Below are 26,649 nucleotides of genomic sequence, written 5' to 3'. Positions count from 1 at the left end.
GGCTTAGGAGTGGGGTTTTTCCCCACTCTTTTTCATTTTATATAGATAAAAAAGGACCAGCGGCCTATAAAATCCTAGGTTTACGGAGCTTGGTTTTAGGCATATCCTTACGGAAAGAGCCTGTATTTATGTATAATGGGTGGAGAAAGTGAGGAGTTGTTCGTGTTAAAACGAGAAGATTTAATCGCCCCTATGCAATATAATTTAGTAAATGAAATGGAAAAGTTCAGTGCCGCTGGACAAAAAACTGCCCTTTTATGGGAGGATGAGTCAGGCAAGCAAGAATCTTGGTCATATGAAAAGCTGATGGAAGAAACAAATAAAATTGGAGCGGCTTTGGCTGACCTTGGATTTAAAAAGGGGGACAAGCTGATTGTAATGGTTCCTCGGGTGCTTGAAGCCTATGCTGTTTATTTGGCGATCCTGAAATCAGGAATGGTTGTCATCCCATGCTCTGAAATGCTTCGCGCGAAAGATCTTGAATACCGGATTGAACATGCCGAAGTGAAAGGCGCTGTCGTCTATTCTGCATTTATCGGCGCTTTCCGTGATGTCAGTACCGCTGACAAACTGATTAAGCTCTCTATTGGAGAAAACGATGCCGGCTGGAAAAATCTCTTATCGATTCAAGCGGATGGAAGCCAATTCCAAACAGCAGACACAACAAGAGAGGATATGGCCTTCTTATCTTATACATCCGGAACAACAGGTCAGCCTAAAGGTGTTGTACATACACACGGTTGGGCATTTGCTCATTTAAAAACATCTGCCGGCGCTTGGCTTGATATTTCTGAAAAGGATATCGTCTGGGCGACTGCTGCACCAGGGTGGCAAAAGTGGGTGTGGAGCCCGTTTTTAGCGGTGCTTGGCAGCGGAGCAACGGGTTTTGTGTACCACGGCAGATTCAAAGCAGAAAAATATTTAGAACTTTTAAACCGGTACAAAATCAATGTCTTCTGCTGTACGCCGACGGAATACCGCTTAATGGCGAAAGTCGAAGGTTTGGACCGTTATGATCTTTCTGCCCTGCACAGCGCCGTTTCCGCAGGCGAGCCGCTCAATCGTGAAGTCATTGATGTTTTCCAAAAACACTTTGGCCTTAAGGTGCGGGATGGATACGGCCAAACAGAAAGCACGCTTTTAGTCGGTGTCTTGAAGGATATGGATATTAAACCGGGAAGCATGGGAAAACCGACGCCTGGAAATCAAGTGGAGATCATTAATGAAGACGGTGAAATCTGCAAGCCTGGTGAGGTTGGCGATATCGCTGTTCACCTCAGCACGCCGGCGCTCTTTAAAGAATATTACAAAGACCCGGAAAGAATGAAAACACAAATTCGCGGCGATTATTTCCTGACAGGGGACAGAGCGAAAAAGGATGAGGAAGGTTACTTCTGGTTTGAAAGCCGAAATGACGATATCATTATCAGCTCCGGCTACACGATTGGGCCATTCGAAGTGGAAGATGCGCTCGTGAAGCACCCTGAGGTTAAGGAATGTGCTGTTGTCGCAAGCCCAGATGAAATTCGAGGCTCCATCGTGAAGGCATATGTTGTCCTGCAAGACCACGATAAACGCAGTGATGAGCTTGTCAAAACGCTGCAAAATCATGTGAAGACCATTACCGCTCCGTACAAATATCCTAGAGAGATTGAATTTGTGGAAAGCCTGCCGAAAACGGCTTCTGCAAAAATCAGACGAGTGGAATTAAGAAAACGAGAAGAACAGCTCAAAGCCAACAAAAAGGCGTAGAGAAAGAGAGTGAATGTGAATGAAGGCGATATGGCATGGCGGTTTCATTTATACGATGCTCGAAGAAGGCGACCGGACAGAGGCAGTTTATGTTGAGGATGGTGTCATAAAAGGCACCGGCAGCTTTGAGAGTCTGAAGAAAAAGTACGGGTCCCCGGAAACAGAAGAAATCAGCCTGAACGGAGCAGTGATGTTTCCCGGATTTGTCGACAGCCATTTGCATTTGATCGGCCACGGTGAGAAACAGCTTCAGCTCGACCTGTCTGCTTTGACGACGAAAGACGCTATTTTACAGGCAGCGAAGGAAAGAGAGCGGCTGCTTCCGGAAGGCGATTGGCTTATTGGAGAGGGCTGGAATGAAAATCAGTTTGAGATACCGGACTATTTGACTAAACAGGATCTTGATCGTTTCTTTCCCGACAGGCCTGTCTTGCTCAAGCGAATATGCAGGCATGCGATAGCCGTCAACTCTGCTGCTCTTCAAGCGGCAGGGATTTCACGGAACACTCCTGATCCTGAGGGCGGAGTCATCGTAAAAGAGGCAAATGGCGAGCCGTCCGGGCTTCTGTTTGATAAGGCGCAGGATTTGGTCCTGAAGGCTGTCCCGCCAGTCTCCCAGCACTACGTTGATAAGGCGCTTACGGCTGCGATAAAGGATTGCTGGACTAAAGGCCTGACGGGCGGACATTCGGAAGACTTATCCTATTATGGTGATGTGTCGGTGCCGATGAAGGCTTATGAGAAAGCTGCCGCCAGCGGAAAATATCCGTTTCGCTGTCATTTGCTCGTTCATCACGAAGCGGTCGATCGATGGGAGCAGCTGGAGAAGCCGTCCGGCCCGTATGTAGAGTTCGGTGCGATGAAAATCTTTGCAGACGGGGCGCTTGGCGGGAGAACAGCATTATTGAAAGAGCCATATCAGGACGATCCATCCACGAATGGTGTTCAAGTACACGATGACGAAGCCCTTGACCGGCTCGTTCAAAAAGCGAGAAAAAAAGGCATGGAGATTGCCGTTCATGCAATCGGCGATCTTGCATTTGAAAAAGTGCTGAATGCAATAGAGAAGCATCCGCCCCAAAACGGCCGGCATGACCGGCTGATTCATGCCCAAGTGCTGAATGACGAATTAATCGAAAAAGCAGCGCGCATGCCAATCGCACTTGATCTTCAGCCTCATTTTGTTGCCAGCGATTTTCCGTGGGTCATTGACCGTCTCGGAAAAGACAGGATGAACACAGCCTTTGCGTGGAAAACACTGATATCTAAAGGCATTTTGTGCGCGGGCGGTTCTGACGCCCCGATTGAGCCAGTTGATCCGCTTCTCGGCATCCAGTCCGCGGTGCTCCGGAAAAGCAGCAACGAGCCGACCGGGCCGAGCTATAATGAAAGCGAATGTTTAACTGTGTATGAAGCGATTAGGCTTTATACTGAGGGAAGCGCCGGAATCATTTATAAAGCGAAGTCACGCGGAAAAATTGCCGAAGGCTATGACGCGGATTTTACGGTTCTCAGCGATGATCCGTTTACAATTGACCCTGCACAGCTTCATCTATTAGACGTCAAAAAAACCGTGATCAACGGCCAGATTGTATATGAGAAATAACAAAAGGACAGGCGGCAGCCTGTCCTTTTTATTTTCTATAAAAAAGTACGCTTCACTTTCTCCCAAAATGAATTGTCCTTTAGTTTAACCGTTTTGATTTTTTTGTCAGACAGTTTAATTTCAATCGTTTTTACGTTTCTTGTACTGAGGGCTTCGTTGTCCAAGCCGATGATTGGATGCTCATTGCCGTCTTGCACCACTCGAAGGGTCAGCTTTCGGTCAGCGCTGAGGACAAATGGCGAGCCGAGTGTCCGGTAGGTGTTATTGTTAAGGGATGCAAGCTCAGATACTTGCATGCATGGAAGCAGCGGATCAACAACCGCTCCTGCAACGGACTTGTTATATGCGGTGCTGCCGGTAGGTGTTGAGATAATCATTCCGTCACCTCTAAATGTTTCAAAGTGCAGATCGTCAATCAGCACATCCATTACAAAGGTTTTAATAATGCTTGAACGGATGGAAACCTCGTTTAAGCAGTGAAAAGGACTGGCGTTATCCACAGTCACTTCAATCAGCGGATATTTTCTAACTTCAATTTGTTCAAACGTCATCGCATCGACCATTTTTTCACGCTCATCACTATGAAAGTCGCAATATAAATGAGCTTTCCCCTTTTTGGTAATGCCGACGTACAAGCAGTCGTCACGGAAATTCGTCTTTCTGACTGCCTGCAAAAATGTGCCGTCCCCGCCAATGCTCGCGATAATATTGGCGTCTGAGTGCTGATTCACTACGGTAAATCCATGCTCTTCAGCCAATTGTGTTAAAGAGCTGGCTTCTTCGTTTGTTTCCTGGTCCTGTTTGTGAAAAAAATAAACATTACGGCGTTGATCGGTCATATCCCATTTCCCCTTTGCTGTCATATTTAAGTTTTTCTGCCATCCGGTATTTGTGATAAAATACCTTTGGCCATAAGTGTACCATGTTTGCCGGCAGCCCGTTAAGCCGGAGCTTTCTCATTAATTGAAACATTTTTTATATTGAATCGTATAATGAGAGAGTTTGGGGAAAAAGGAGGAGAAAAAATGAATGCAAAAAGATGGATTGCATTAGTGATTGCTCTGGGGATTTTCGGCGTGTCCATCATCGTCAGCATCTCAATGAGCTTCTTTGAAAGTGTCAAAGGCGCTCAAACGGATCTCACATCACTGACGGATGAATCGCAGGAAAAGACGCTGGAAAACGGCAGTCTCTCAAGTAAAATTGCCGTATTGGAGGTCAGCGGCACCATTCAGGATAATGGGGATTCAAGCAGTCTGCTCGGTTCAGACGGATATAATCACAGAACGTTCTTAAAAAACCTTGAGCGTGCAAAAGATGATAAGGCAGTCAAAGGCATCGTCCTGAAGGTGAATTCGCCAGGCGGCGGAGTATATGAAAGTGCTGAAATACATAAGAAGCTGGAAGAAATCAAGAAAGAAACGAAAAAACCGATTTACGTGTCGATGGGATCGATGGCAGCATCCGGCGGTTATTACATCTCAACGGCAGCTGATAAGATTTTTGCGACACCGGAAACCCTGACCGGGTCACTCGGCGTTATTATGGAAAGTGTCAATTATTCAAAACTTGCTGATAAGCTCGGCATTTCTTTTGAAACGATTAAGAGCGGGGCACATAAGGATATTATGTCTCCTTCCCGTGAGATGACAAAAGAAGAAAAGAACATCATGCAATCGATGGTTGATCATTCTTATGAAGGCTTTGTTGATGTTATTTCTGAAGGCCGCGGCATGTCAAAAGCAGAGGTTAAGAAAATAGCGGACGGACGCGTGTATGACGGACGGCAGGCGAAAAAACTGAATCTCGTTGATGAGCTTGGTTTTTATGACGATACCATTACAGCAATGAAGAAGGATCATAAGGATTTGAAAAACGCCTCAGTTATTTCATACGAGGAAAGCTTCGGTTTAGGCTCACTGTTTACAATGGGCGCGAACAAAATGTTTAAAAGTGAAATCGATTTTCTGAATATGAGAGAAATCCTTTCACAATCTGGTTCGCCGAGAATGATGTATCTCTATGCGAAGTAGGAGGGATCAATAATGGATGCGACATATGAAGAGTTTGAGCGCAATGACATCAAGGGCCCGGAAGAAGCGGAGCAGCTGACACATGCCTATGCGGGCTTTTGGGTTCGTTTCTGGGCTTTCCTGCTTGATTGGCTCGTGATATGGGGATTAAACCATTTACTTGTTTCTCCCCTCTTTACCGTATTGGATCTGCCGAAAACATCCGGCATGTTCACCTTCTCGGCCTACAGTGTGACAACGCTTGTTGTGTACCTTGCCTATTTTGCGATTATGACAAAATGCTTCAGGCAAACGCTTGGAAAAATGGTGTTTGGCCTCAAAGTGATTTCTGTGAAGCCGGATCGTAAGCTGACATGGGGGACCGTGATTTTTCGTGAAGTCGTTGGACGGTATATTGATAAAATATGGATTTTATATATCGTCGTTGCTTTTTCACCTACAAAGCAGGGAATTCATGATTACATTGCTGATACGACAGTTGTGCATGAAAAACTATACCGTAAATAACCGACAAACCCGGACCCTGTCCGGGTTTATTTTTTTAGGAATTGGCGATAATGCACCTAGAGGAAGTGAAGAATATGGTATATGTGCTGATTGCCATTCTTATTCTTATAGGTATCGTGCTGCTTCTCAGAATGAAAATTTATGTCGCAGTAGAGTATCTTCACGCTGATGATAACGACAAACTGACCTTAAAAGTCACAGCGCTGTTTGGCCTGATCCGGGTCAATAAAACAATTCCGGCGATTAAGGTAAACAAAAATGATGGAACAGTCGATGTCAAACAGAAATCAAAGTCCAAAGTGAAAAAAAGCAGCAGCAAGAAAAAAATTACGTTTGATGATGTGCAGCAAAGCATCAATAAAATTGAGATGCTTGTGCATCGGGTTACTAATTTAAGGAAAACCAGCGCCTCTATTCTGGCGCATTTGCATATCACAAAGCTCGAATGGGTCACAGTTGTCGGGATTCATGATGCAGCAGTGACAGGCGTGTTAACAGGTGCTGTATGGGGTGTGAAAGGCGGTATCGCTGCGATGCTGTATGATCATCTGGACTTCATGAATAAACCCGTCTATGAAGTAATTCCATCGTTCCAAGTCCCTGTCTCCAAGACCCATTTTCAGTGTATATTCTTTTTTCGCTTTGGACATGCTATGCTTGCAGCTTTCAAATTCGTTAAATACGGGCGGGAGCTGTCCGTATTAAAGAAGAATCCATCGTCTCGAATGACTTCAAAGAATGATTCATCAGTTTAAGGAGGAAGCGAATATGGCAGACCATCCCATCCAAGGTTTAATGAAAACCGCAATGGAAAACTTGAAAGAAATGATTGATGTTAACACGATCATCGGAGATCCGGTTGAAACGCCGGATGGAAGCGTGATTTTAACCGTTTCTAAGGTTGGTTTCGGATTCGCTGCAGGCGGGAGCGAGTTTGGCGGAAAGCCGGCAGAAAAGAAATCGGAAGACGATGAAACAAGAGAGCAAAAACTTCCTTTCGGAGGCGGAAGCGGGGGCGGTGTGTCCATTACGCCGATCGCGTTTTTAATTGTCGGATCGACAGGCATCAGAATGCTTCATTTAGATGAAAATACCCATTTGATTGAAAAAATTTTAGACGCAGCCCCTCAAACCCTTGAACGCATCCAGCAAATGTTCAAGAAAAATAACAAGAACCAAGGTCAGGGACAAAACCAAAATCAAATGAACAATATGAATTATTAATCAAGGTTAACTGCGCCGGCCGCAGTTAACTTTTTTTTGGCATAAACTTTGCAGTTTGCAGGAAACTTTACTATGATAGAGACATACATACAAAAGGGAGGAATTATAATGGCTGAAATTACATTTAAAGGCGGTCCGGTTACACTTGTCGGACAAGAAGTGAAGGTAGGAGATCAAGCTCCTGATTTCACAGTGCTGACTAACAGCCTTGAAGAAAAATCGTTAGCTGATATGAAAGGAAAGGTAACGATTATTTCTGTTATCCCTTCAATTGACACAGGTGTATGTGATGCGCAAACACGCCGTTTTAACGAAGAAGCTGCAAAGCTTGGAGATGTCAACGTCTATACAATCAGTGCAGACCTTCCATTCGCACAAGCGCGCTGGTGCGGTGCTAACGGAATTGACAAAGTGGAGACGCTCTCTGACCACAGAGATATGTCATTTGGCGAAGCGTTCGGAGTGTATATTAAAGAACTTCGCCTGCTGGCGCGTTCCGTATTTGTCCTTGATGAGAATGGAAAAGTCGTTTACGCTGAATATGTAAGCGAAGCAACAAACCACCCGAACTATGAAAAGCCAATTGAGGCTGCCAAGGCATTAGTGAAGTAAGCAGGGAAAAAAGCTCCAGGCTGCCGCCGGAGCTTTTTTTATGGCAAGGAGGAACACAGAATGCAAAAAGACCATGTAGGCGCGGTGTACGAGCTGTTAGACGAAGCCGCGATCATCATAAAGAATGAATTGCAGATTTCATATATAGAGGCGCTGGCCGAAGCGGGAGAAATGTATTTTCTTGAAAAAGCGGATCAGCTGAAACTGTCTGATGAGAAAACCAAACAGCTTCAGGCTCTGCTTGACAAAGCGGAATTCAGCACATATGAGCACGAGTGGGTGCGCAAAGCTTTTCAGCTTGCCGTCCTGAAAGGCCTGAAGGATATCTCTCATCCGAACAGACAAATGACGCCGGACACGATTGGGCTTTTCATCAGCTATTTGGTGAATAAGTTTATGGCGGACAAAAAGGAACTGACGGTTCTTGATCCGGCTGTGGGCACAGGAAACCTTCTGTTTACCGTGCTGAACCAGCTGTCTGAAAAAACGGCGAACAGCTATGGCATCGAAATTGACGACGTGCTGCTGAAGATCGCATATGCCCAAGCAAATTTGTTAAAAAAAGAGCTTGAGCTTTTCCATCAGGACAGCCTTGAGCCGCTGTTTATTGATCCTGTTGATACGGTCATTTGCGATCTGCCGGTGGGTTATTATCCGAATGACGAAGGGGCAGAAGCATTTGAACTCAAAGCGGACGAAGGCCACTCCTTCGCGCATCATCTGTTTATTGAACAGAGCGTCAAGCATACCAAACCGGGCGGCTACTTATTTTTTATGATTCCGAATCATTTGTTTGAGAGCTCCCAAAGTGATAAGCTGAAACAGTTTTTCAAAGATAAGGTTCATATCAATGCGCTGTTGCAGCTGCCACAATCCATTTTTAAAGACGAGGCTCATGCCAAAAGCATCCTTGTGCTTCAGAAAAAAGGAGAGGAGACGAAAGCACCGGGGCAAATCCTGCTTGCGAATCTCCCGTCTTTCTCCAATCAGAAGGCGATGCTTGATATGATGGCTCAATTGGATACGTGGTTCAGTAAAGAAAAATAGATGGTAAATAGCAGCTTAGGCCGCCGTCATACGATGGATGCTTAAGCTGTTTTTATGATGGTGCTTGAAGATCAGGCTGACGAATTGAATCCGCCTTTGAGACACAAAATACAAAGGGAAAAACCGCAAAATGTAAGCGTTCATCAATACAAAACCTATAGGTAATATGTCTGAAAATAACGACTTCTTATTGTAAGCGTTATCAATACACAAGTTGACTTGAAATGCCGACATGACAATGTTTAAATGGAAAAGTCAGATATTTTTCGGAGAAGATAATGATATTTCCGGGAAAAAAGTACGAAAAACGAAGTTGTTGATACAGAGTATAAAGGAGCGTCAATCATGTCCAAAATTATTGCAATTAACGCAGGAAGCTCGTCTTTGAAATTTCAGCTTTTCGAAATGCCTTCAGAAACCGTTTTAACGAAGGGTTTAGTTGAACGAATCGGTATCGCCGACAGTGTATTCACGATTTCTGTAAACGGCGAAAAAAATACAGAAGTAACTGATATTCCGGATCATGCGGTAGCCGTTAAAATGCTGCTGAATAAGTTAACGGAATTCGGCATTATTAAAGATTTGAATGAAATTGACGGAATTGGCCACCGTGTCGTGCATGGCGGAGAGAAATTCAGTGATTCTGTTTTATTAACGGATGAAACCATTAAGGAAATCGAAGATATTTCTGAGTTGGCACCGCTTCACAACCCGGCAAATATCGTTGGAATTAAAGCGTTCAAAGAAGTGCTTCCAAATGTTCCTGCGGTTGCTGTTTTTGATACGGCATTCCACCAAACAATGCCTGAACAGTCTTATCTCTACAGCCTGCCATATGAATACTATGAAAAATTCGGCATCCGTAAATACGGCTTCCACGGCACTTCACATAAATATGTAACTGAGCGCGCGGCAGAGCTTCTCGGCCGTCCGTTAAAAGACTTACGCCTGATTTCCTGCCACCTTGGAAACGGGGCAAGTATTGCTGCTGTTGAAGGCGGTAAATCAATTGATACATCCATGGGCTTTACGCCGCTTGCCGGTGTTGCAATGGGTACACGCTCTGGAAACATCGATCCTGCCCTGATCCCATACATCATGGAGAAAACAGGCCAGACAGCTGATGAAGTGCTGAATACATTAAACAAAAAAAGCGGACTGCTCGGCATCTCCGGTTTCTCAAGCGATCTTCGTGACATTGTTGAAGCAACGAAAGAAGGAAATGAGCGCGCGGAAACGGCTCTTGAAGTCTTCGCAAGCAGAATCCACAAATACATCGGCTCGTACGCTGCAAGAATGAGCGGCGTTGATGCGATCATCTTTACTGCCGGTATCGGTGAAAACAGTGTGGAAGTCAGAGAACGCGTGCTTCGCGGCCTGGAATTCATGGGCGTATACTGGGATCCTGCACTTAATAACGTGCGCGGTGAGGAAGCTTTTATCAGCTATCCGCATTCTCCAGTTAAAGTCATGATCATTCCGACTGATGAAGAGGTCATGATTGCGCGTGACGTTGTCCGTTTAGCAAAATAAATTGCATGAAAGCACATTCTCTTGAATGTGCTTTTTTGTTGATGCATGATCATCATAGACAGAAAACAAAAGAGGTGGGCCAATGAGCGTTCAAGAGCATAAACAGGAAGCTCCCAATATCATTCGGTGCAAAGTCATTACAGTCAGCGACACGAGGACAGAAGAAACCGATAAAAGCGGCAAGCTGATGATCTCGTTTTTAGAAGAAGCCGGTCATCACATTGCTGCATATGAAATTGTAAAAGACGATAAGGATGCTTTGCAGCGGGCAGTGCTTGCAGGCTGCATGGATGAACAGACAGATGCGGTTCTCTTAAACGGAGGGACAGGCATAGCCAATCGAGACGTCACGATCGAGGCCATCACGCCGCTCTTTTCGAAAGAACTGCCTGGGTTTGGAGAAATATTCAGAATGCTGAGTTATACAGAGGATATCGGCTCTGCCGCGATCATGTCGAGAGCCACTGCCGGCGTTATCCAGCATACAGCTGTTTTCTCAACGCCAGGCTCAAGCGGCGCGGTAAAGCTGGCAATGAATAAGCTGGTTATTCCCGAGCTTGCACATGTGGTCAGAGAAATCAGAAAAGACAAGTAAATGAATAAAAACTACGAAACTTCACCTGGAAATTTAGGTGAAGTTTTTTTTATAAAAGGCTTGAAAAAAAGAATCGTACTTGTTAAAGTGTATACATACAAAATGTATTTTTATTAAATATAATTTATTTTTATACAAAAAAGAAACACGGTTGAGAGGAGATTTTTATGATGTCAGAACAGAAAAAAGTCGTATTAGCATACTCAGGAGGTCTCGATACCTCAGTTGCAATAAAATGGCTTCAGGAGCAAGGCTATAATGTGATCGCCTGCTGCCTGGACGTCGGTGAAGGCAAAGATTTGGCATTTGTTCAGCAGAAAGCGCTGGAAGTCGGCGCGACAAACTCCTACGTGATCGATGCGAAAGAAGAATTCGCACAGGATTACGCGCTTGTCTCTCTGCAAGCCCACACGATGTATGAAGGGAAATATCCGCTCGTTTCGGCATTATCTCGACCGCTGATTGCGAAAAAACTGGTTGAAATTGCGGAAAAAGAAGATGCACAGGCGATTGCGCACGGATGCACGGGAAAAGGAAATGACCAGGTTCGGTTTGAAGTCTCCATTAAATCATTAAACCCTGACCTTGAAGTCATCGCGCCGGTACGCGAATGGCAGTGGTCACGTGAAGAAGAAATTGAATATGCGGCTAGCCGCGGCATTCCGATTCCGATCAATCTTGACAGCCCGTATTCTATTGACCAAAACCTCTGGGGACGCGCAAATGAGTGCGGCATTTTAGAAGATCCATGGGCGGCGCCTCCGGAAGGTGCATACGATTTAACAGCTCCGCTGGAAAAAACGCCGGACACGCCGGAAGTAATTGAAATTGCATTTGAACAGGGTGTTCCGGTCTCCATTGACGGAGTATCCTACTCGCTTTCTGAATTGATTTTGAAGCTGAATGAAATGGCAGGCGCACACGGTGTCGGACGTATCGACCACGTGGAAAACCGCCTTGTCGGCATTAAATCCCGGGAAGTATACGAATGCCCAGGTGCGATGACACTGATCAAAGCGCATAAAGAATTAGAGGATTTAACACTGGTGAAAGAGGTAGCTCATTTTAAACCGATCATTGAGCAAAAAATGTCAGAAATCATTTATAACGGCCTATGGTTTTCCCCATTAAAAGACGCGCTGCACGCTTTCTTAAAAGAAACGCAAAAGCATGTCACAGGCATTGTCCGCGTGAAGCTGTTTAAAGGCCATGCGATAGTTGAAGGCCGTAAATCAGAATACTCTCTATATGATGAAAAACTTGCAACATATACAAAAGACGATGCGTTTGATCACCATGCGGCAATCGGATTTATTGAGCTTTGGGGACTTCCGACAAAAGTGAACAGCATCGTGAAAAAGAAGGAGCAGATTCAAGCATGAAGAAGCTTTGGGGAGGCCGATTTCAAAAAACACCGGAAAAGTGGGTCGACGAGTTCGGCGCGTCCATATCATTTGACCAAAATTTAGTCACTGAAGATATTACAGGGTCTCTCGCACATGCTGCCATGCTGAAAACATGCGGTATCCTGACAGCGGAAGAAGAACTGAAAATCCGTGAGGGACTGAATACCCTTCTGAAAAAAGCAGAGAAGGGGGCATTGGAATTCTCAGTTGATTATGAGGATATTCATTTGAACATTGAGAAAATGCTTATTGATGAAATCGGCCCTCTCGGCGGCAAGCTGCATACCGGCAGAAGCCGGAACGACCAAGTGGCGACAGACATGCATTTATACTTGAAACATCATGTCGTCCACATCATCGAGCTGATTGAGGCATTCCAGAGCACGCTGATCGAAAAGGCGGAAGCGAACGTTGAAACGATTCTGCCGGGCTACACACATCTGCAGCGCGCCCAGCCGATTTCATTCGCTCACCACCTGCTTGCGTATTTCTGGATGCTGGAGCGCGACAAGGAGCGTTTTCAGGATTCAATGAAGCGGATCAACAAATCTCCGCTTGGCTGCGGGGCGCTCGCGGGAACAACCTTTCCAATCGACCGTCATTATTCAGCAGAGCTGCTCGGTTTTGATTCCATTTATGAGAACAGCCTGGACGGCGTCAGCGACAGAGATTTCATTTTGGAGTTTTTAAGCAACAGCAGCATGCTGATGATGCACCTGTCCCGTTTCTCTGAAGAAATCATTCTATGGTGCTCTCAGGAGTTTAAATTCATCGAACTTGACGATACGTACGCAACGGGAAGCAGCATGATGCCGCAGAAGAAAAACCCTGATATGGCAGAGCTGATCCGGGGCAAAACAGGACGCGTTTATGGCGATATGATGGGACTGTTTACGATTATGAAAGGTCTTCCGCTCGCTTACAACAAAGATCTGCAGGAAGATAAAGAGGGCATGTTTGACACAGTGAAAACGGTTGAGGGCAGCCTGCAAATCTTCACAGGCATGATTCAAACAATGACTGTAAACAAAGAGGTCATGAAGAAAGCGACAAAACAAGACTTTTCAAATGCGACGGAACTGGCTGATTATCTGGCGAAAAAAGGAATGCCGTTCAGAGAAGCGCATGAAGTAGTCGGGAAACTTGTGTACACATGTATCGAAAAAGGGATCTATTTAAGCGATTTGCCGTTTGCTGAATTTCAGCAGGCGAGCACACTGTTCGAAGAAGATATTTACACTGTGTTAGACCCTTATCACGCAGTTGAAAAAAGAATGAGCGCCGGAGGCACCGGATTCAAACAAGTGGAGCAGGCGCTTGAAAAAGCGAAAGCTTGCGTGGCAGCCGGAGTTTGTTAAAATTTCCTTCATAAAATCCCGTCATTATAGCCAACCTACCTCTATAATGATGGGAGGCAGAAGAAATGAAAAAAGAACCGGAACGCTATATATATGATGAACAAGAAAGCCAGGAGACAACAAGGCTCATTTCTGAAGCATATCAAAGCGGTTATGTTGATATGCCTGATCAGGAGTCTTCGTCTTCTGCAGAATAAGCTGTCTGTAAAGGCAGCTTTTTTTGTATGTCCAAGTGTAAAAAGTGATATTGATGGGCTTTTATAGTAAAGTAGAAGAAGAAACACTTTATTGAAAGCGGCGACGTTGCTTTGGGAGGTATTCATGTGCGACATGCTTTAATTACTGCCGGTTCGAAGGGTTTAGGCCGCAAAGTGACTGAGACGTTGCTTGCAAAGGGGTATTCAGTTACAGTCAATTACAGGCAGGATGAGGAGGCTGTCAGACGCCTGAAGGAAGCCTTTCCTGATTGTCTTGACCGGCTGCATTTTGTAAAAGGTGATGTCACCAAAAAAGAAGATCTGCTGCGCATTGCAGAGGCTGCCTTAAACCGCTTCGGTAGGATCGACTTTTTGATTAACAACGCGGGACCATACATATTTGAACGTAAAAAGTTAGCCGATTATACTGATGATGAATGGTACGGTATGCTGGAAGGGAATTTAAGCGCCGTCTTTCATTTATTCAAAGCGGTTATTCCTATTATGAGAAAACAGCAATTTGGACGCATCATCACGTACGGATTTCAAGGCGCGGCGCACGCGCCCGGCTGGCTTCACAGATCGGCATTTGGCGCTGCGAAGGTGGGCTTGGCTTCTTTGACGAAGACCATTGCCATTGAAGAAGCTGAATACGGCATAACCGCCAACATGGTGTGCCCGGGAGACATTGTCGGCGACATGAAAGAAGCATCGATAGAGGAAGCCAGAATGCGAATCGGCCAAGAAAAAACGCCGATCGGAAGATCCGGCACAGGCGAGGATATCGCCCGGATTATCGCTTTCTTGTGTGAGGAGAACTCAGACCTTGTGACAGGCACTGTCATTGAAGCCACCGGCGGCCTCAATGTCATTAACAAGAATCAAGCAACATAAGTTTTTCAGTTTTTTAAAAAGGGAAAATAAAAAAATCAAAATCATGTGACGAGGTGAAAGAAATGAAAGTGACATATCACGGACATTCTGTAATCACAGTGGAAACGAAGGACCATCATATTATTTTTGATCCGTTTTTAACAGGGAATTCATTAACGGATATAAAGCCGGAGGATGTAAAAGCGGATGTCATCTTATTAACGCACGGCCACAATGACCATGTCGGTGATACTGAACAAATCGCCAAGCAAAACAACGCGCTGGTTATAGCCCCGAACGAGCTCGCTGTGTACTTAGGCTGGAAAGGCTTGAATGTTCATCCAATGCATATTGGCGGCTCCCGCCAGTTCGATTTTGGAAAAGTGAAGCTCACACAGGCCTTTCACGGATCAGCCATCACAGATGAAGAAAACAAAACGATCACATACACAGGCATGCCAGCCGGTATATTGCTGACTGTAGAAGATAAAACGATTTTCCACGCGGGCGATACGGCTCTTTTCTCTGATATGAAACTTATTGGCGAATTGAACCATATTGATCTTGCTTTCCTGCCGATTGGCGATAACTTTACGATGGGGCCTGAAGACGCCAAGCTTGCCGCTGAATGGCTGCGGGCAAAACAGGTCGTGCCGGTTCATTACAATACATTCCCGGTCATCGAACAAGACCCTGAAGCATTTGCTGACAGCCTGCCGGGCGGAGTCGGTAAAGTCATGTCGGTCGGTGAGACGATCGAGCTTTAAACGTGAAACCATCTCTTGGTTGACAGGAGATGGTTTTTTATTTTCCAGGCTCATTGCGTACAAATCCTCCGAGCCCTTATAATAAAAGCAGAAGACTGTCCTTAGAGGTGAAAGGCTTGGCGACGAAGCATGAACAAATTTTAACGTATATTGATTCACTGCCTGTCGGTGAAAAAATTTCTGTGCGAAGAATTGCGAAGGAAATGAAAGTAAGCGAAGGGACTGCGTACAGAGCGATCAAGGAAGCAGAGAATAAAGGGTTTGTCAGCACGATTGAACGTGTGGGCACAATCAGGATTGAGCAAAAGAAAAAAGAGAACATTGAAAAGCTTACCTATGCAGAGGTTGTAAATGTCATAGACGGACAAGTGCTCGGAGGACGGGCCGGACTCCATAAGACATTGAATAAATTCGTCATTGGCGCGATGGAGCTGGACGCGATGATGCGTTACACCGCAGCGGGGAATCTTTTGATTGTCGGAAATAGAATCAACGCACACAGACAAGCGCTTGAAGCGGGCGCAGCTGTATTGGTGACCGGGGGCTTCAACACGGATGACAGCATTGTGCAGCTGGCAGATGAGCTTGAGCTGCCGATTTTATCCACGAGCTATGACACCTTTACAGTTGCTGCAATGATTAACCGGGCGATTTATGACCAGCTGATCAAAAAAGAAATTGTCCTGGTGGAGGACATCCTAACGCCTGCTGACCGCACGGTATATCTTTCGCCTAAGGATAAGCTTGAAAAATGGTATGAGAAAAATTTTGAAACGGGACACGGCCGCTTCCCGGTGGTCGATGATCAAATGAAAATCCACGGCATTCTGACATCAAAAGATATTGCCGGCCATGACCGAAACGCACCCATCGAAAAGGTCATGACCAAAAACCCCGTAACGGTTATTGGGAAAACATCTGTCGCCTCAGCGGCGCAAACGATGGTATGGGAAGGGATTGAAGTGCTTCCTGTCACCGACGGCCACCAAAAACTGATCGGCATGATCAGCCGCCAGGACGTGCTGAAAGCCCTTCAAATGATTCAAAAGCAGCCCCAGGTCGGGGAGAAGCTTGATGATATCGTTTCAAGGGGATTTAAAGATGAGGATAATGAGAAAGAGGATCAAACGGTTTACGAGTACGAAGTCACGCCGCAGATGACAAATCAGCTCGGAACCATTTCTTACGGTGTGTTTACAACCATTTTGACGCAAGCGGCAAACCGGTTTTTGCGCTCGAAAAAACGCGGCGAACTCGTTATTGAAAGCATCACCATTTTCTTTTTGAAGCCTGTGCAGATGGAATCGGTCATCGAAGTCAGACCGCGCATCTTGGAGGCCGGCAGAAAGTTCGGAAAAATGGAAGTTGAAGTGCACAGCCAAGGCCATATCGTGTCTAAAGCGATGCTGATGGTTCAGCTGATGGAAAGAAGCTAAGGGACGTTCAGGCGCCCCTTACGCGTGATCTCTTTCAGCTTCTTTGGCGTGAAGGGGATTGTAATGCCTGTAGGCTTTTAAACCTGCCCAAGCGCTTCCTGCTCCGATAACGATAAAGATACCGCCGATCACTAACGTTAATACAGAATGGAATAATATCATTTGGTTGAGGCCGTAGAACAGGACAAGTGACCCTAAGGCCATGCTTGATTTTGCTGAATAGATTTCTTTTTCTAAAGATTGCTTTGCCCGTACGCCTTTTGCTTTGTAGAACACATAAAAGCAGGCTGAAAGCCCAATCAAAAAAACAAGAACCAGCATAAATGAAATCCTCCATCGTAAAAGTTTACAAACCCATTCTATACAAAAACGGGCTTGGTTTTGACGTTATTTTTCTTTTCCGTCGGCAGAGAATGTGATTTAATGAATAAAAACAATAAAGGAGTATCAAATGAAAACAGAACTGATCAGAACCATATCATTATATGACACGATTATCTTACATAGACATGTGCGTCCTGATCCGGATGCCTACGGATCACAGTGCGGACTTACGGAAATCCTGCGGGAAACGTATCCTGAAAAAAATATTTTTGCGGTCGGCACGCCTGAACCGTCCCTCTCCTTCTTATATTCCCTTGATGAGGTGGACAATGAAACATATGAGGGCGCACTTGTCATTGTCTGCGATACGGCAAATCAGGAAAGAATCGACGATCAGCGTTATCCTTCAGGCGCCAAACTGATGAAAATCGACCACCATCCGAACGAAGATCCATACGGTGACCTTCTCTGGGTCGATACAAGCGCAAGCTCGGTAAGCGAAATGATTTACGAGCTGTATTTAGAAGGAAAAGAGCACGGCTGGAAGCTGAATACGAAAGCGGCAGAGCTGATCTATGCCGGCATTGTCGGAGATACCGGACGCTTCTTATTTCCGAATACTACGGAAAAAACATTAAAATATGCAGGCGAGCTCATTCAGTATCCATTCTCTTCCTCAGAGTTGTTTAATCAATTGTATGAAACAAAACTGAATGTGGTGAAGCTTAACGGCTTTATCTTTCAAAATGTGTCATTGTCCGAAAACGGTGCCGCTTCTGTTTTCATCAAAAAGGATACGCTTGAAAAGTTCGGCACAACGGCTTCTGAAGCGTCACAGCTTGTCGGGACGCTTGGCAATATCTCAGGTATTCGCGCTTGGGTGTTTTTCGTAGAAGAAGATGATCAAATCAGAGTCAGATTCCGTTCGAAAGGGCCTGTTATTAACGGACTTGCCAGGAAATATAACGGCGGAGGGCATCCGCTTGCTTCAGGTGCCTCTATTTATAGCTGGGACGAAGCTGATCGGATTTTAGCTGATCTGGAAACATTATGTAAAGAACACAAGTAGAGGGGAGACCCTCTCTCCTAGTGTTCATCTGTGACGGGGATGAACCAGCAGCCGAAATCAGTAAGGTCCTCGTAGACTTGGAGATTGTGAGATTGAAGTTCTTTTTTGATGAGGGAAGCGAGTGAGTTTGTTTCGGCATACGCAGAAAAACCTTGTCTGAGCCGGGCTGCTTGATCTTTTGCTAGCTGACGGTCACTGTAAACCTCCATTTCTCTTCCTCCTTCCTTTCGCCATTAAGCCTCACATATAGTTTATAAAAAAGAATGGGAAAAAGCGACAGAAGTTTGGAGAATTTAAAAAAAATCCATAATTATGCGGCGAATGATATTTCAAGTTCTACCGTCAGTCTCGTATAAATAATTAATTCCTTGACCGTTGCCTTGTATTTTTTTTCGTTGATCATATAGACTTTGTTTTCAATTGTCAGTTTTAAAAGATCCTTTGTTTGATAGACGCTCTCTATGTCTTTTGTGATCACTTCTGAAATATTATCCTTTACATGTTCCTCGAATTTTGTTTTATCCGGCTGCGATATTTTATATTTTTCCCCATTCACTAATTTGACGCTGACACTTTGGATCAAGAGTTTTCTTTTATTGTCTTCATTCAGTTTATGGAGGTCTTCCTGATAGATCGAAATTTGATTGTTCAGGTCTTTTACGTGCTCTTTTTGTTTTTCGATGAGGCTGACCTGCTCCTCTTGGAATGTTCCATAAGTAAACAGGAAAAAGAACCAGCTGATTACAGCCCCGCACATCATTCCCGCGAAAAAACGCTGCCACCCCGGTTTTTTGTAATGCTGGGGGACCCTCATGAAGAAAGATGCTCCTGGGTCAGCCATGAAATAATGAGCCAGCCGCTTTGCGCGCCGCCCATAGCCGAGATAATCAAAAGAAGCTGCTTAAAGATATCCCTCGTGTTGCCCTCAAGAATGCCCCGTTCAAAGCTGTATACCGCATCAAAGGTGCCTCCGATAGCCGCGACAAGCGCCCATATTTTTAATTTGTTCGCAAGCTTTGTAATGGACGTAAGCGGTGCTTCGCCTGCTAAATATGCGCCGAGCCCTCCGATGAGTGCGCCTCCGATCAGTACCCCTAACGCTATGAAGTAGCTGTTGATAAAATTCACCATAAATCCTGCTTCCTGATCCATCTTTATCACCTCACCTTTTATATCATATTGAGCATTCAGGACAAGTATGATGATGAGTCAAAAAAGAACATTTGTTTCTTTTGGAAACCGGCCTTATAATGAAGAAAGAAATGGATCGTAATGAGAAAGAGGTGATAGCATGTCTTTTGTTCACCTGCAAGTGCATAGCGGGTACAGCCTGCTAAACAGCGCCGCGGCCGTGGAAGAGCTCGTCAGTGAAGCTGACAGGCTCGGATATGCGTCTTTGGCGCTGACAGATGATCATGTCATGTACGGAGCAATTCAATTTTATAAAGCATGCAAGGCGAGGGGAATCAACCCAATAATCGGTTTGACGGCTTCTGTTTTTACAGATGATAACGAGCTTGAAGCCTACCCGCTCGTGCTGCTGGCCAAATCAAATACAGGCTATCAAAACCTGCTGAAAATCAGCAGCGTCCTGCAATCGAAATCAAAAGGCGGGCTAAAACAGAAATGGCTTCACAGTTATCGGGAAGGCATTATCGCGATAACGCCCGGCGAAAAAGGATATATTGAGATGCTTCTTGAAGGGGGGCTGTTTGAACAGGCCGCTCAAGCCGCACTAGAATTTCAGTCTATATTCGGAAAAGGAGCTTTTTATTTCTCCTATCAGCCTTTTAAAGGGAATCCATCCTTGTCTGAACAGGTCCTAAAGCTGTCAGAAGAAACGGGTATCCCTGTGACGGCTACAGGCGATGTGCATTACATCAGAAAAGAAGATAAGACTGCCTACCGCTGTCTGAAAGCGATTAAAGCAGGCGAAAAGCTGACGGATGCACCCGCCGAAGATTTGCCTGATCTCGATTTGAAACCCCTCGACGAAATGCAAAACATTTATCGGGAGCATCCCGAAGCACTGCAAGCTTCTGTTGAGATCGCGGAACAATGCCGGGTTGATGTCAGCCTCGGGCAGACCCGTCTCCCGTCTTTTCCCACTCCAGACGGAACGCCCGCTGATGATTATTTAACGGACATCTGTATGGCAGGACTACACAGCCGATTTGGCAAGCCTGATGAACGATATCTTCGCCGTCTGCAATATGAGCTAGATGTCATCAAACGGATGAAGTTTAGTGATTACTTTCTGATCGTATGGGATTTTATGAAGCATGCCCACGAAAAAGGGATCGTAACGGGACCGGGAAGGGGGTCAGCAGCAGGCTCTCTTGTGGCTTATGTGCTGTATATCACAGATGTTGATCCAATTAAGCATCATCTGCTGTTTGAACGGTTTCTAAACCCGGAACGCATCAGCATGCCGGATATTGATATTGACTTTCCTGATACAAGAAGGGATGAAGTCATTCAATACGTTCAGCAGAAATACGGTGCGATGCACGTTGCGCAGATTATCACCTTTGGAACACTTGCGGCAAAGGCGGCGCTTCGGGACGTCGGCAGAGTATTCGGCGTCAGCCCGAAGGAGGCAGATCAGCTTGCAAAACTCATTCCTTCAAGGCCGGGCATGACGCTGGATGAAGCGAGACAGCAGTCACCGCAGCTGGATAAGCGGCTTCGGGAGTCAAGCCTGCTCCAGCAAGTCTATGCAATTGCCCGAAAAATAGAAGGGCTGCCAAGGCATACATCAACCCACGCAGCAGGCGTTGTCCTGAGTGAAGAACCGTTAACGGATGTTGTCCCGCTTCAGGAAGGGCATGAAGGGATATATTTGACGCAGTACGCGATGGATCACCTTGAAGACTTGGGCCTTTTAAAAATGGATTTCTTAGGGTTGCGCAACCTTACGCTCATCGAGTCCATCACGTCAATGATCGAAAAAGAAGAAAATATTAAAATAGATCTTTCACGTATTTCCTACCGCGATGACAAAACGTTTTCCTTGCTGTCAAAAGGGGATACGACAGGGATCTTCCAGCTTGAATCAGCAGGGATGAGAAGCGTCCTGAAGCGTCTTAAACCTTCAGGCCTGGAGGATATTGTGGCGGTCAATGCGCTGTACCGGCCTGGCCCGATGGAACATATACCGTTATTTATTGACCGTAAACACGGCCGGGCGCCTGTTCACTATCCCCATGAAGATTTAAGGAGCATCTTGGAAGATACATATGGCGTTATTGTATATCAGGAACAAATTATGATGATTGCTTCCCGTATGGCAGGGTTTTCTTTAGGTGAAGCGGACCTGCTGAGACGGGCGGTCAGCAAAAAGAAAAAAGAAATCTTGGACAGAGAACGAAGCCATTTTGTTGAAGGGTGCTTAAAAAAGGAGTATTCTGTAGACACTGCAAATGAAGTCTACGATTTAATCGTCAAATTCGCAAACTATGGCTTTAACAGGAGCCATGCGGTGGCATACAGCATGATCGGTTGCCAGCTTGCGTATTTGAAAGCTCATTATCCGTTATATTTTATGTGCGGATTGCTGACAAGCGTCATTGGCAATGAGGATAAAATTTCTCAATATCTTTACGAAGCAAAGGGGAGCGGGATTCGTATCCTTCCTCCGTCAGTGAACAAAAGCAGTTTTCCGTTTACAGTTGAAGACGGATCTGTCAGATACAGCCTCCGCGCGATAAAAAGTGTAGGCGTCTCAGCAGTCAAAGATATATATAAAGCAAGAAAAGAGAAACCATTTGAAGATCTTTTCGATTTCTGCTTTCGTGTGCCGTCTAAAAGCGTCAATCGCAAAACGCTTGAAGCACTTATTTTTTCTGGCGCGATGGACGAATTCGGCCATAACCGGGCTACGCTGCTCGCATCCATTGACGTTGCTTTGGAGCATGCTGAGCTATTCGCTGCAGATGATGATCAAATGGGATTGTTTTTAGATGAATCGTTTTCGATTAAGCCGAAGTATGTGGAGACGGAGGAGCTCCCGCTTGTGGATTTGCTTGCGTTCGAAAAAGAAACGCTTGGCATTTATTTTTCAAATCATCCGCTCTCTGCCTTCCGCAAACAGCTGGCTGCTCACGGTGCAGTGACTATTTTGCAGGCCCAGCAGGCAGTCAAAAGGCAGCTTTCTCTCGGAGTCCTGCTGTCGAAGGTCAAAACAATTCGGACAAAAACAGGTCAAAACATGGCGTTTTTAACGCTCAGCGATGAATCAGGCGAAATGGAAGCCGTTGTTTTCCCTGAACAATTCAGGTTGCTTTCTCCCGTTTTAAGGGAAGGCGCCCTTTTGTTCACAGCGGGGAAATGTGAAGTAAGGCAGGACAAGGTTCAGTTCATCATGTCCCGGGCAGAATTATTAGAAAATATGGATGCAGAAAAAGCGCCATCGGTTTATATAAAAGTAGAAAGCAGTCAGCACAGCCAGGAGATCCTGGAAAAAATTAAGCGCATTTTGCTGGAGCATAAAGGGGAAACAGGCGTTTATCTCTATTATGAAAGGCAAAAACAGACAATTAAGCTTCCTGAGTCGTTTCATATCCATGCGGATCACCAGGTGTTATATCGCTTAAAAGAGCTGTTGGGTCAAAAAAACGTCGTTTTAAAACAGTGGTAACGATGCACTTTTTGTTATACAATTGGAGCAATTATGTGATCCTGTTTAAATATTCAGATAGATTAACTCCGCAGAATGCAGCAATCAACGCAGCAGTATACGAATCAAAAAAATATCCATAAGGAGTGTTTAGGAGAATGTCATTAAGAGAAGAAGCATTACACCTGCATAAAGTCAATCAGGGGAAACTGGAGTCTAAATCAAAAGTAGAAGTCAGAAACGCGAAAGATTTGAGCCTTGCTTATTCCCCGGGTGTTGCTGAACCATGTAAGGATATCCATGAAGACATTAACAAAGTATATGATTATACAATGAAGGGGAACATGGTAGCAGTTGTAACTGATGGGACAGCTGTGCTTGGTCTTGGAAATATCGGCCCGGAAGCCGCACTTCCTGTTATGGAAGGAAAAGCTGTTCTTTTCAAAAGCTTTGCGGGCGTAGATGCGTTCCCGATTGCTTTAAACACAAACGATGTTGATAAAATCGTTGAAACTGTAAAATTGCTTGAACCGACATTCGGCGGCGTCAACCTTGAAGATATTGCAGCGCCAAACTGCTTTATCATTGAAGAGCGCCTCAAAAAAGAAACAAACATTCCGGTTTTCCATGATGATCAGCACGGTACTGCCATTGTAACTGTTGCAGGCCTTGTTAACGCGCTGAAACTGTCTGGAAAATCCATGTCCTCCATTAAAGTTGTCGCAAATGGAGCCGGTGCGGCCGGTATTGCGATTATCAAGCTTCTTCACCATTACGGTGTACGCGACATCGTGATGTGCGATTCAAAAGGGGCGATTTATGAAGGGCGCCCGAACGGCATGAACGATGTTAAAAACGAAGTGGCGAAATTCACAAACCAGGACCGCAAGGATGGTTCTCTGAAAGATGTCATCGTTGATGCTGACGTATTTATCGGTGTGTCTGTAGCAGGGGCGCTAACAAAAGAAATGGTACAAAGCATGGCAAAAGATCCGATTATCTTTGCGATGGCCAATCCAAATCCGGAAATTATGCCGGAGGATGCGCGTGAAGCTGGTGCGAGCGTTATCGGAACGGGCCGTTCTGACTTCCCGAACCAAGTAAACAATGTTCTTGCATTCCCTGGTATTTTCCGCGGAGCGCTTGACGTTCGTGCCACTCACATTAACGAGGAAATGAAAATTGCAGCGGTTGAAGCCATTGCTTCACTGGTTTCAGAAGATGAGCTTAGCGCAGATTACGTCATCCCTGCACCGTTTGATAAACGTGTTGCGCCTGCTGTTGCGAAGGCTGTGGCAAAAGCGGCAATGGAAACAGGTGTCGCAAGAATCACTGTTGATCCTGAGGAAGTTGCTGAAAAAACGAGACAACTTACGATTATTGGTGAATCATTTTAATTCATTCCAAAAATGGCAGCGCGTTGGCGGAGACCGGCGCGCTGTTCTCAAGTTAAACTCGCGGCTGAAATTTTTTTAGGGGTTGATCTTGAAAAAATTTCAGCTGGGTTTAACATTATTTTTGAATGCGCTCTCAATCCTGTCGGTTCAACGCTTAATCTGATTTCTCACGAGCCTTTCCGAACGCGTCATTGAATAAAAAGATGTCGAATTAAGGATGACAGCGTTTGACAAAAAAAGTACAATAGTTTCGGTAAAGTTATTAGCAAGTCTATCAGATTGATGACATGCGGTGAAGAGAACCCTTCACAAAAGGGAGGTAATCATTTGTTAAAGGATATATTCACGAAAAAGAAAAAGTATGCTTCCGTACCATCTGATCAAGCGAAGCACGATGTACCGGAAGGCATTATGACAAAATGTCCTAAGTGTAAAAAAATCATGCTCACTAAAGAGTTGGATAAAAATATGCGGGTATGCATGAACTGCGATTATCATTTCCCGATGAACGCAAAACAGCGTATCGAAAGCTTGATGGATGAACAAACCTTTGAGGAATTCAATCAGGGAATGTTATCGGAAAATCCGCTTGGTTTCCCGGGATATCTGGAAAAGCTTGAAAAAGATCGCGAGAAAACATCCTTAAACGAGGCTGTTGTGACAGGCAAGGGCACCATCGGCGGATTTCCGGCGGTTGTCGCCGTCATGGATTCTTCATTCAGAATGGGCAGCATGGGTTCAGTCGTTGGCGAAAAAATCACGCTTGCGATTGAAAAAGCAAAAGCTGCTAAAGTTCCGTTTATTATTTTTACGGCTTCAGGCGGTGCGAGAATGCAGGAAGGCGTATTAAGTTTGATGCAAATGGCTAAGACAAGCTCTGCCTTAAAATTGTTCAGTGAAGAACGGGGGCTCATTATCTCAGTTATGACGCATCCGACTACCGGAGGTGTATCAGCGAGCTTTGCTTCACTTGGTGATTACAATTTCGCTGAGCCTGGCGCGCTGATCGGTTTTGCCGGAAGACGGATTATTGAACAGACAATAGGGGAAAAATTGCCTGAGGACTTCCAAACGGCTGAATTTTTATTGAAACATGGACAGCTTGATGCGGTTATTCACCGCGATGACATGAAACAAACGTTAAAGAATCTGCTGGATATGCATCAAACAGGAGGTGACATTGAGTGGCTGCAAGATTAGAATTTGAAAAACCGGTGATTGAACTGCAAACGAAAATCGCCGAACTAAAAAAATTCACCCAGGACTCCGATATGGATCTGAGTGCAGAAATCGCACGGCTAGAAGACCGTCTCGCTAAGCTTCAGGATGATATTTATAAAAATCTGAAGCCTTGGGACCGTGTTCAAATTGCGCGTCTGGCGGACCGTCCGACAACGCTTGATTATATCGAACACCTGTTTACCGACTTTTTTGAATGTCACGGAGACAGAGCATACGGAGACGATGAAGCCATTGTCGGCGGCATTGCGAAATTCCATGGTCTTCCTGTAACAGTAATCGGGCATCAGCGAGGCAAAGACACGAAGGAAAACCTTGTCCGCAATTTTGGGATGCCGCATCCTGAAGGCTATCGAAAAGCGCTTCGTCTCATGAAACAGGCGGATAAATTCAACAGACCAATTATCTGTTTTATTGATACGAAGGGGGCATACCCTGGTCGAGCAGCGGAAGAAAGAGGACAAAGCGAAGCCATTGCCAAAAACCTGTTTGAGATGGCCGGCCTTCGAGTGCCTGTTATCTGCATCGTCATTGGCGAAGGCGGAAGCGGCGGAGCCCTAGGTCTAGGTGTTGGAAATCACTTGCATATGCTGGAAAACTCTACTTATTCTGTTATTTCTCCTGAAGGTGCCGCGGCACTTTTATGGAAGGACTCCAGTCTTGCTAAAAAAGCAGCAGAAACAATGAAAATCACTGCGCCGGATTTAAAAGAATTAGGTATTATAGATCATATGATAAAAGAAGTAAAAGGCGGAGCGCATCACGATGTAAAGCTGCAGGCAAGCTATATGGACGAAACCCTTAAACAATCGTTAAAAACTTTGCTGAAGCTGAGCGAGGAAGAATTAGTCCAGCAGCGCTATGAAAAATATAAAGCAATTGGCAAAGTCTCGATTGAAGATCAATATATCGGGGTAAACTAAATAAACGTGAAGCCTTTGGCTCACGTTTATTTTTTGTGACATTCCTTAAATTTTATTTAAAAACAATTTATTTAATTGTATAATAGGTAAGGTTTCATAGGGAGGATGGAGATCCCTTTTCATTGTTTTTATG

The 26,649-nt window shown here is 45.1% G+C and carries 26 protein-coding genes and 1 pseudogene; 22 read left to right on the top strand and 5 right to left on the bottom strand.

All coding sequences use genetic code 11. From position 1 onward, the window contains the following. Positions 1-162: 162 nt before the first annotated feature. Positions 163-1,752: an acyl-CoA synthetase MbcS gene (gene mbcS, locus MOB98_RS01545; RefSeq protein WP_268358957.1), complete on the top strand. Its 1,590-nt coding sequence runs from the start codon at positions 163-165 to the stop codon at positions 1,750-1,752. A 19-nt stretch (positions 1,753-1,771) separates the two neighbouring features. After that, complete coding sequence (locus tag MOB98_RS01540; RefSeq protein WP_268358958.1) at positions 1,772-3,358, top strand: amidohydrolase; 1,587 nt, start codon at positions 1,772-1,774, stop codon at positions 3,356-3,358. A 35-nt stretch (positions 3,359-3,393) separates the two neighbouring features. On the opposite strand, the gene MOB98_RS01535 is transcribed toward MOB98_RS01540, so the two are convergent. Then, positions 3,394-4,197, bottom strand: a complete 804-nt coding sequence (locus MOB98_RS01535) for an NAD kinase (RefSeq protein ID WP_268358959.1) — start codon at positions 4,195-4,197, stop codon at positions 3,394-3,396. 186 nt (positions 4,198-4,383) lie between these two features. Here MOB98_RS01535 and sppA point away from each other — a divergent pair, with 186 nt between their 5' ends. The 15 genes and pseudogenes from sppA (at position 4,384) to MOB98_RS01460 (ending at position 16,946) form a co-directional block, all read left to right on the top strand. After that, positions 4,384-5,391, top strand: coding sequence for a signal peptide peptidase SppA (gene sppA / locus MOB98_RS01530; protein ID WP_268358961.1), 1,008 nt, complete (start codon positions 4,384-4,386; stop codon positions 5,389-5,391). Between the two features lie 12 nt (positions 5,392-5,403). After that, positions 5,404-5,898, top strand: coding sequence for an RDD family protein (locus MOB98_RS01525; protein WP_268358962.1), 495 nt, complete (start codon positions 5,404-5,406; stop codon positions 5,896-5,898). A 74-nt stretch (positions 5,899-5,972) separates the two neighbouring features. Further along, positions 5,973-6,653: a DUF2953 domain-containing protein gene (locus MOB98_RS01520; RefSeq protein WP_268358963.1), complete on the top strand. Its 681-nt coding sequence runs from the start codon at positions 5,973-5,975 to the stop codon at positions 6,651-6,653. 13 nt (positions 6,654-6,666) lie between these two features. After that, positions 6,667-7,122: a GerW family sporulation protein gene (gene ytfJ / locus MOB98_RS01515; RefSeq protein WP_003223504.1), complete on the top strand. Its 456-nt coding sequence runs from the start codon at positions 6,667-6,669 to the stop codon at positions 7,120-7,122. A 108-nt stretch (positions 7,123-7,230) separates the two neighbouring features. After that, entirely contained in the window at positions 7,231-7,734 is a 504-nt protein-coding gene (gene tpx / locus MOB98_RS01510) for a thiol peroxidase (protein WP_003223506.1), read from the top strand. Between the two features lie 60 nt (positions 7,735-7,794). Next, positions 7,795-8,781, top strand: coding sequence for a class I SAM-dependent methyltransferase (locus MOB98_RS01505; RefSeq protein WP_268358964.1), 987 nt, complete (start codon positions 7,795-7,797; stop codon positions 8,779-8,781). A gap of 72 nt (positions 8,782-8,853) precedes the next feature. Beyond that, positions 8,854-8,946: pseudogene (locus tag MOB98_RS01500) on the top strand (hypothetical protein); the annotation flags it as partial. Positions 8,947-9,126: 180 nt separating this feature from the next. Beyond that, positions 9,127-10,314, top strand: a complete 1,188-nt coding sequence (locus MOB98_RS01495) for an acetate kinase (RefSeq protein WP_003223511.1) — start codon at positions 9,127-9,129, stop codon at positions 10,312-10,314. 82 nt (positions 10,315-10,396) lie between these two features. Continuing rightward, on the top strand, positions 10,397-10,909 hold the full coding sequence (locus MOB98_RS01490; protein WP_268358967.1) for a MogA/MoaB family molybdenum cofactor biosynthesis protein: 513 nt from the start codon (positions 10,397-10,399) through the stop codon (positions 10,907-10,909). 170 nt (positions 10,910-11,079) lie between these two features. Continuing rightward, positions 11,080-12,291, top strand: coding sequence for an argininosuccinate synthase (locus MOB98_RS01485; protein ID WP_268358969.1), 1,212 nt, complete (start codon positions 11,080-11,082; stop codon positions 12,289-12,291). Continuing rightward, entirely contained in the window at positions 12,288-13,673 is a 1,386-nt protein-coding gene (argH, locus tag MOB98_RS01480; protein ID WP_268358970.1) for an argininosuccinate lyase, read from the top strand. The genes MOB98_RS01485 and argH overlap by 4 nt, the downstream gene beginning before the upstream one ends. 65 nt (positions 13,674-13,738) lie before the next feature. Next, positions 13,739-13,870 (top strand): hypothetical protein, encoded by a 132-nt coding sequence (locus MOB98_RS01475; protein WP_003237840.1) that lies wholly within the window; start codon positions 13,739-13,741, stop codon positions 13,868-13,870. Positions 13,871-13,996: 126 nt separating this feature from the next. Then, the gene (locus tag MOB98_RS01470) at positions 13,997-14,764 is read left to right on the top strand and encodes an SDR family oxidoreductase (protein WP_268358972.1); all 768 of its coding nucleotides are present in this window, start codon (positions 13,997-13,999) and stop codon (positions 14,762-14,764) included. Positions 14,765-14,826: 62 nt separating this feature from the next. Then, the gene (locus MOB98_RS01465) at positions 14,827-15,510 is read left to right on the top strand and encodes a metal-dependent hydrolase (protein ID WP_003245964.1); all 684 of its coding nucleotides are present in this window, start codon (positions 14,827-14,829) and stop codon (positions 15,508-15,510) included. A 116-nt stretch (positions 15,511-15,626) separates the two neighbouring features. Beyond that, positions 15,627-16,946: a CBS domain-containing protein gene (locus tag MOB98_RS01460; protein ID WP_268358973.1), complete on the top strand. Its 1,320-nt coding sequence runs from the start codon at positions 15,627-15,629 to the stop codon at positions 16,944-16,946. Between the two features lie 18 nt (positions 16,947-16,964). Here MOB98_RS01460 and MOB98_RS01455 read toward each other — a convergent pair whose 3' ends face one another. Then, complete coding sequence (locus MOB98_RS01455) at positions 16,965-17,267, bottom strand: YtpI family protein (protein WP_268358976.1); 303 nt, start codon at positions 17,265-17,267, stop codon at positions 16,965-16,967. Between the two features lie 130 nt (positions 17,268-17,397). Between MOB98_RS01455 and nrnA the strand changes: the two genes are divergently transcribed. Next, complete coding sequence (gene nrnA, locus MOB98_RS01450; protein WP_268358977.1) at positions 17,398-18,339, top strand: bifunctional oligoribonuclease/PAP phosphatase NrnA; 942 nt, start codon at positions 17,398-17,400, stop codon at positions 18,337-18,339. Positions 18,340-18,356: 17 nt separating this feature from the next. On the opposite strand, the gene MOB98_RS01445 is transcribed toward nrnA, so the two are convergent. The 3 genes from MOB98_RS01445 to ytrH all read right to left on the bottom strand — a co-directional run bounded on the left by MOB98_RS01445 (position 18,357) and on the right by ytrH (position 19,491). Next, on the bottom strand, positions 18,357-18,548 hold the full coding sequence (locus MOB98_RS01445) for a hypothetical protein (protein WP_003229407.1): 192 nt from the start codon (positions 18,546-18,548) through the stop codon (positions 18,357-18,359). Positions 18,549-18,649: 101 nt separating this feature from the next. Continuing rightward, positions 18,650-19,153: a sporulation membrane protein YtrI gene (gene ytrI / locus MOB98_RS01440; protein ID WP_268358978.1), complete on the bottom strand. Its 504-nt coding sequence runs from the start codon at positions 19,151-19,153 to the stop codon at positions 18,650-18,652. Beyond that, complete coding sequence (gene ytrH, locus MOB98_RS01435) at positions 19,150-19,491, bottom strand: sporulation membrane protein YtrH (protein ID WP_268358980.1); 342 nt, start codon at positions 19,489-19,491, stop codon at positions 19,150-19,152. The genes ytrI and ytrH overlap by 4 nt, the downstream gene beginning before the upstream one ends. A gap of 139 nt (positions 19,492-19,630) precedes the next feature. On the opposite strand from ytrH, the gene dnaE reads away from it, so the two are divergent. From dnaE to accA, 4 genes are all read left to right on the top strand, one after another. Further along, on the top strand, positions 19,631-22,978 hold the full coding sequence (gene dnaE / locus MOB98_RS01430) for a DNA polymerase III subunit alpha (protein WP_268358982.1): 3,348 nt from the start codon (positions 19,631-19,633) through the stop codon (positions 22,976-22,978). Positions 22,979-23,115: 137 nt separating this feature from the next. Further along, entirely contained in the window at positions 23,116-24,354 is a 1,239-nt protein-coding gene (maeB, locus tag MOB98_RS01425) for an NADP-dependent malic enzyme (protein WP_268358984.1), read from the top strand. Positions 24,355-24,681: 327 nt separating this feature from the next. Beyond that, positions 24,682-25,554: an acetyl-CoA carboxylase, carboxyltransferase subunit beta gene (gene accD / locus MOB98_RS01420; protein ID WP_268358985.1), complete on the top strand. Its 873-nt coding sequence runs from the start codon at positions 24,682-24,684 to the stop codon at positions 25,552-25,554. Beyond that, the gene (accA, locus tag MOB98_RS01415; protein ID WP_268358988.1) at positions 25,539-26,516 is read left to right on the top strand and encodes an acetyl-CoA carboxylase carboxyl transferase subunit alpha; all 978 of its coding nucleotides are present in this window, start codon (positions 25,539-25,541) and stop codon (positions 26,514-26,516) included. The genes accD and accA overlap by 16 nt, the downstream gene beginning before the upstream one ends. Positions 26,517-26,649: the final 133 nt, after the last annotated feature.

This window comes from Bacillus sp. N13C7 (assembly GCF_026790065.1).
Taxonomy (GTDB): domain Bacteria; phylum Bacillota; class Bacilli; order Bacillales; family Bacillaceae; genus Bacillus.
Note: the sequence above shows the minus strand (reverse complement) of the source record. Positions and strands in the feature narration are given on the sequence as shown.

Bases quoted from the DNA above. Each gene is read 5' to 3' on its own strand.
- MOB98_RS01540 (WP_268358958.1), top strand. From the start codon at position 1,772: ATGAAGGCGATATGGCATGGCGGTTTCATTTATACGATGCTCGAAGAA.
- MOB98_RS01535 (WP_268358959.1), bottom strand. From the start codon at position 4,197: ATGACCGATCAACGCCGTAATGTTTATTTTTTTCACAAACAGGACCAG.
- sppA (WP_268358961.1), top strand. From the start codon at position 4,384: ATGAATGCAAAAAGATGGATTGCATTAGTGATTGCTCTGGGGATTTTC.
- MOB98_RS01525 (WP_268358962.1), top strand. From the start codon at position 5,404: ATGGATGCGACATATGAAGAGTTTGAGCGCAATGACATCAAGGGCCCG.
- MOB98_RS01520 (WP_268358963.1), top strand. From the start codon at position 5,973: ATGGTATATGTGCTGATTGCCATTCTTATTCTTATAGGTATCGTGCTG.
- ytfJ (WP_003223504.1), top strand. From the start codon at position 6,667: ATGGCAGACCATCCCATCCAAGGTTTAATGAAAACCGCAATGGAAAAC.
- tpx (WP_003223506.1), top strand. From the start codon at position 7,231: ATGGCTGAAATTACATTTAAAGGCGGTCCGGTTACACTTGTCGGACAA.
- MOB98_RS01505 (WP_268358964.1), top strand. From the start codon at position 7,795: ATGCAAAAAGACCATGTAGGCGCGGTGTACGAGCTGTTAGACGAAGCC.
- MOB98_RS01495 (WP_003223511.1), top strand. From the start codon at position 9,127: ATGTCCAAAATTATTGCAATTAACGCAGGAAGCTCGTCTTTGAAATTT.
- MOB98_RS01490 (WP_268358967.1), top strand. From the start codon at position 10,397: ATGAGCGTTCAAGAGCATAAACAGGAAGCTCCCAATATCATTCGGTGC.
- MOB98_RS01485 (WP_268358969.1), top strand. From the start codon at position 11,080: ATGTCAGAACAGAAAAAAGTCGTATTAGCATACTCAGGAGGTCTCGAT.
- argH (WP_268358970.1), top strand. From the start codon at position 12,288: ATGAAGAAGCTTTGGGGAGGCCGATTTCAAAAAACACCGGAAAAGTGG.
- MOB98_RS01475 (WP_003237840.1), top strand. From the start codon at position 13,739: ATGAAAAAAGAACCGGAACGCTATATATATGATGAACAAGAAAGCCAG.
- MOB98_RS01465 (WP_003245964.1), top strand. From the start codon at position 14,827: ATGAAAGTGACATATCACGGACATTCTGTAATCACAGTGGAAACGAAG.
- MOB98_RS01455 (WP_268358976.1), bottom strand. From the start codon at position 17,267: ATGCTGGTTCTTGTTTTTTTGATTGGGCTTTCAGCCTGCTTTTATGTG.
- nrnA (WP_268358977.1), top strand. From the start codon at position 17,398: ATGAAAACAGAACTGATCAGAACCATATCATTATATGACACGATTATC.
- MOB98_RS01445 (WP_003229407.1), bottom strand. From the start codon at position 18,548: ATGGAGGTTTACAGTGACCGTCAGCTAGCAAAAGATCAAGCAGCCCGG.
- ytrI (WP_268358978.1), bottom strand. From the start codon at position 19,153: ATGAGGGTCCCCCAGCATTACAAAAAACCGGGGTGGCAGCGTTTTTTC.
- ytrH (WP_268358980.1), bottom strand. From the start codon at position 19,491: ATGGATCAGGAAGCAGGATTTATGGTGAATTTTATCAACAGCTACTTC.
- dnaE (WP_268358982.1), top strand. From the start codon at position 19,631: ATGTCTTTTGTTCACCTGCAAGTGCATAGCGGGTACAGCCTGCTAAAC.
- maeB (WP_268358984.1), top strand. From the start codon at position 23,116: ATGTCATTAAGAGAAGAAGCATTACACCTGCATAAAGTCAATCAGGGG.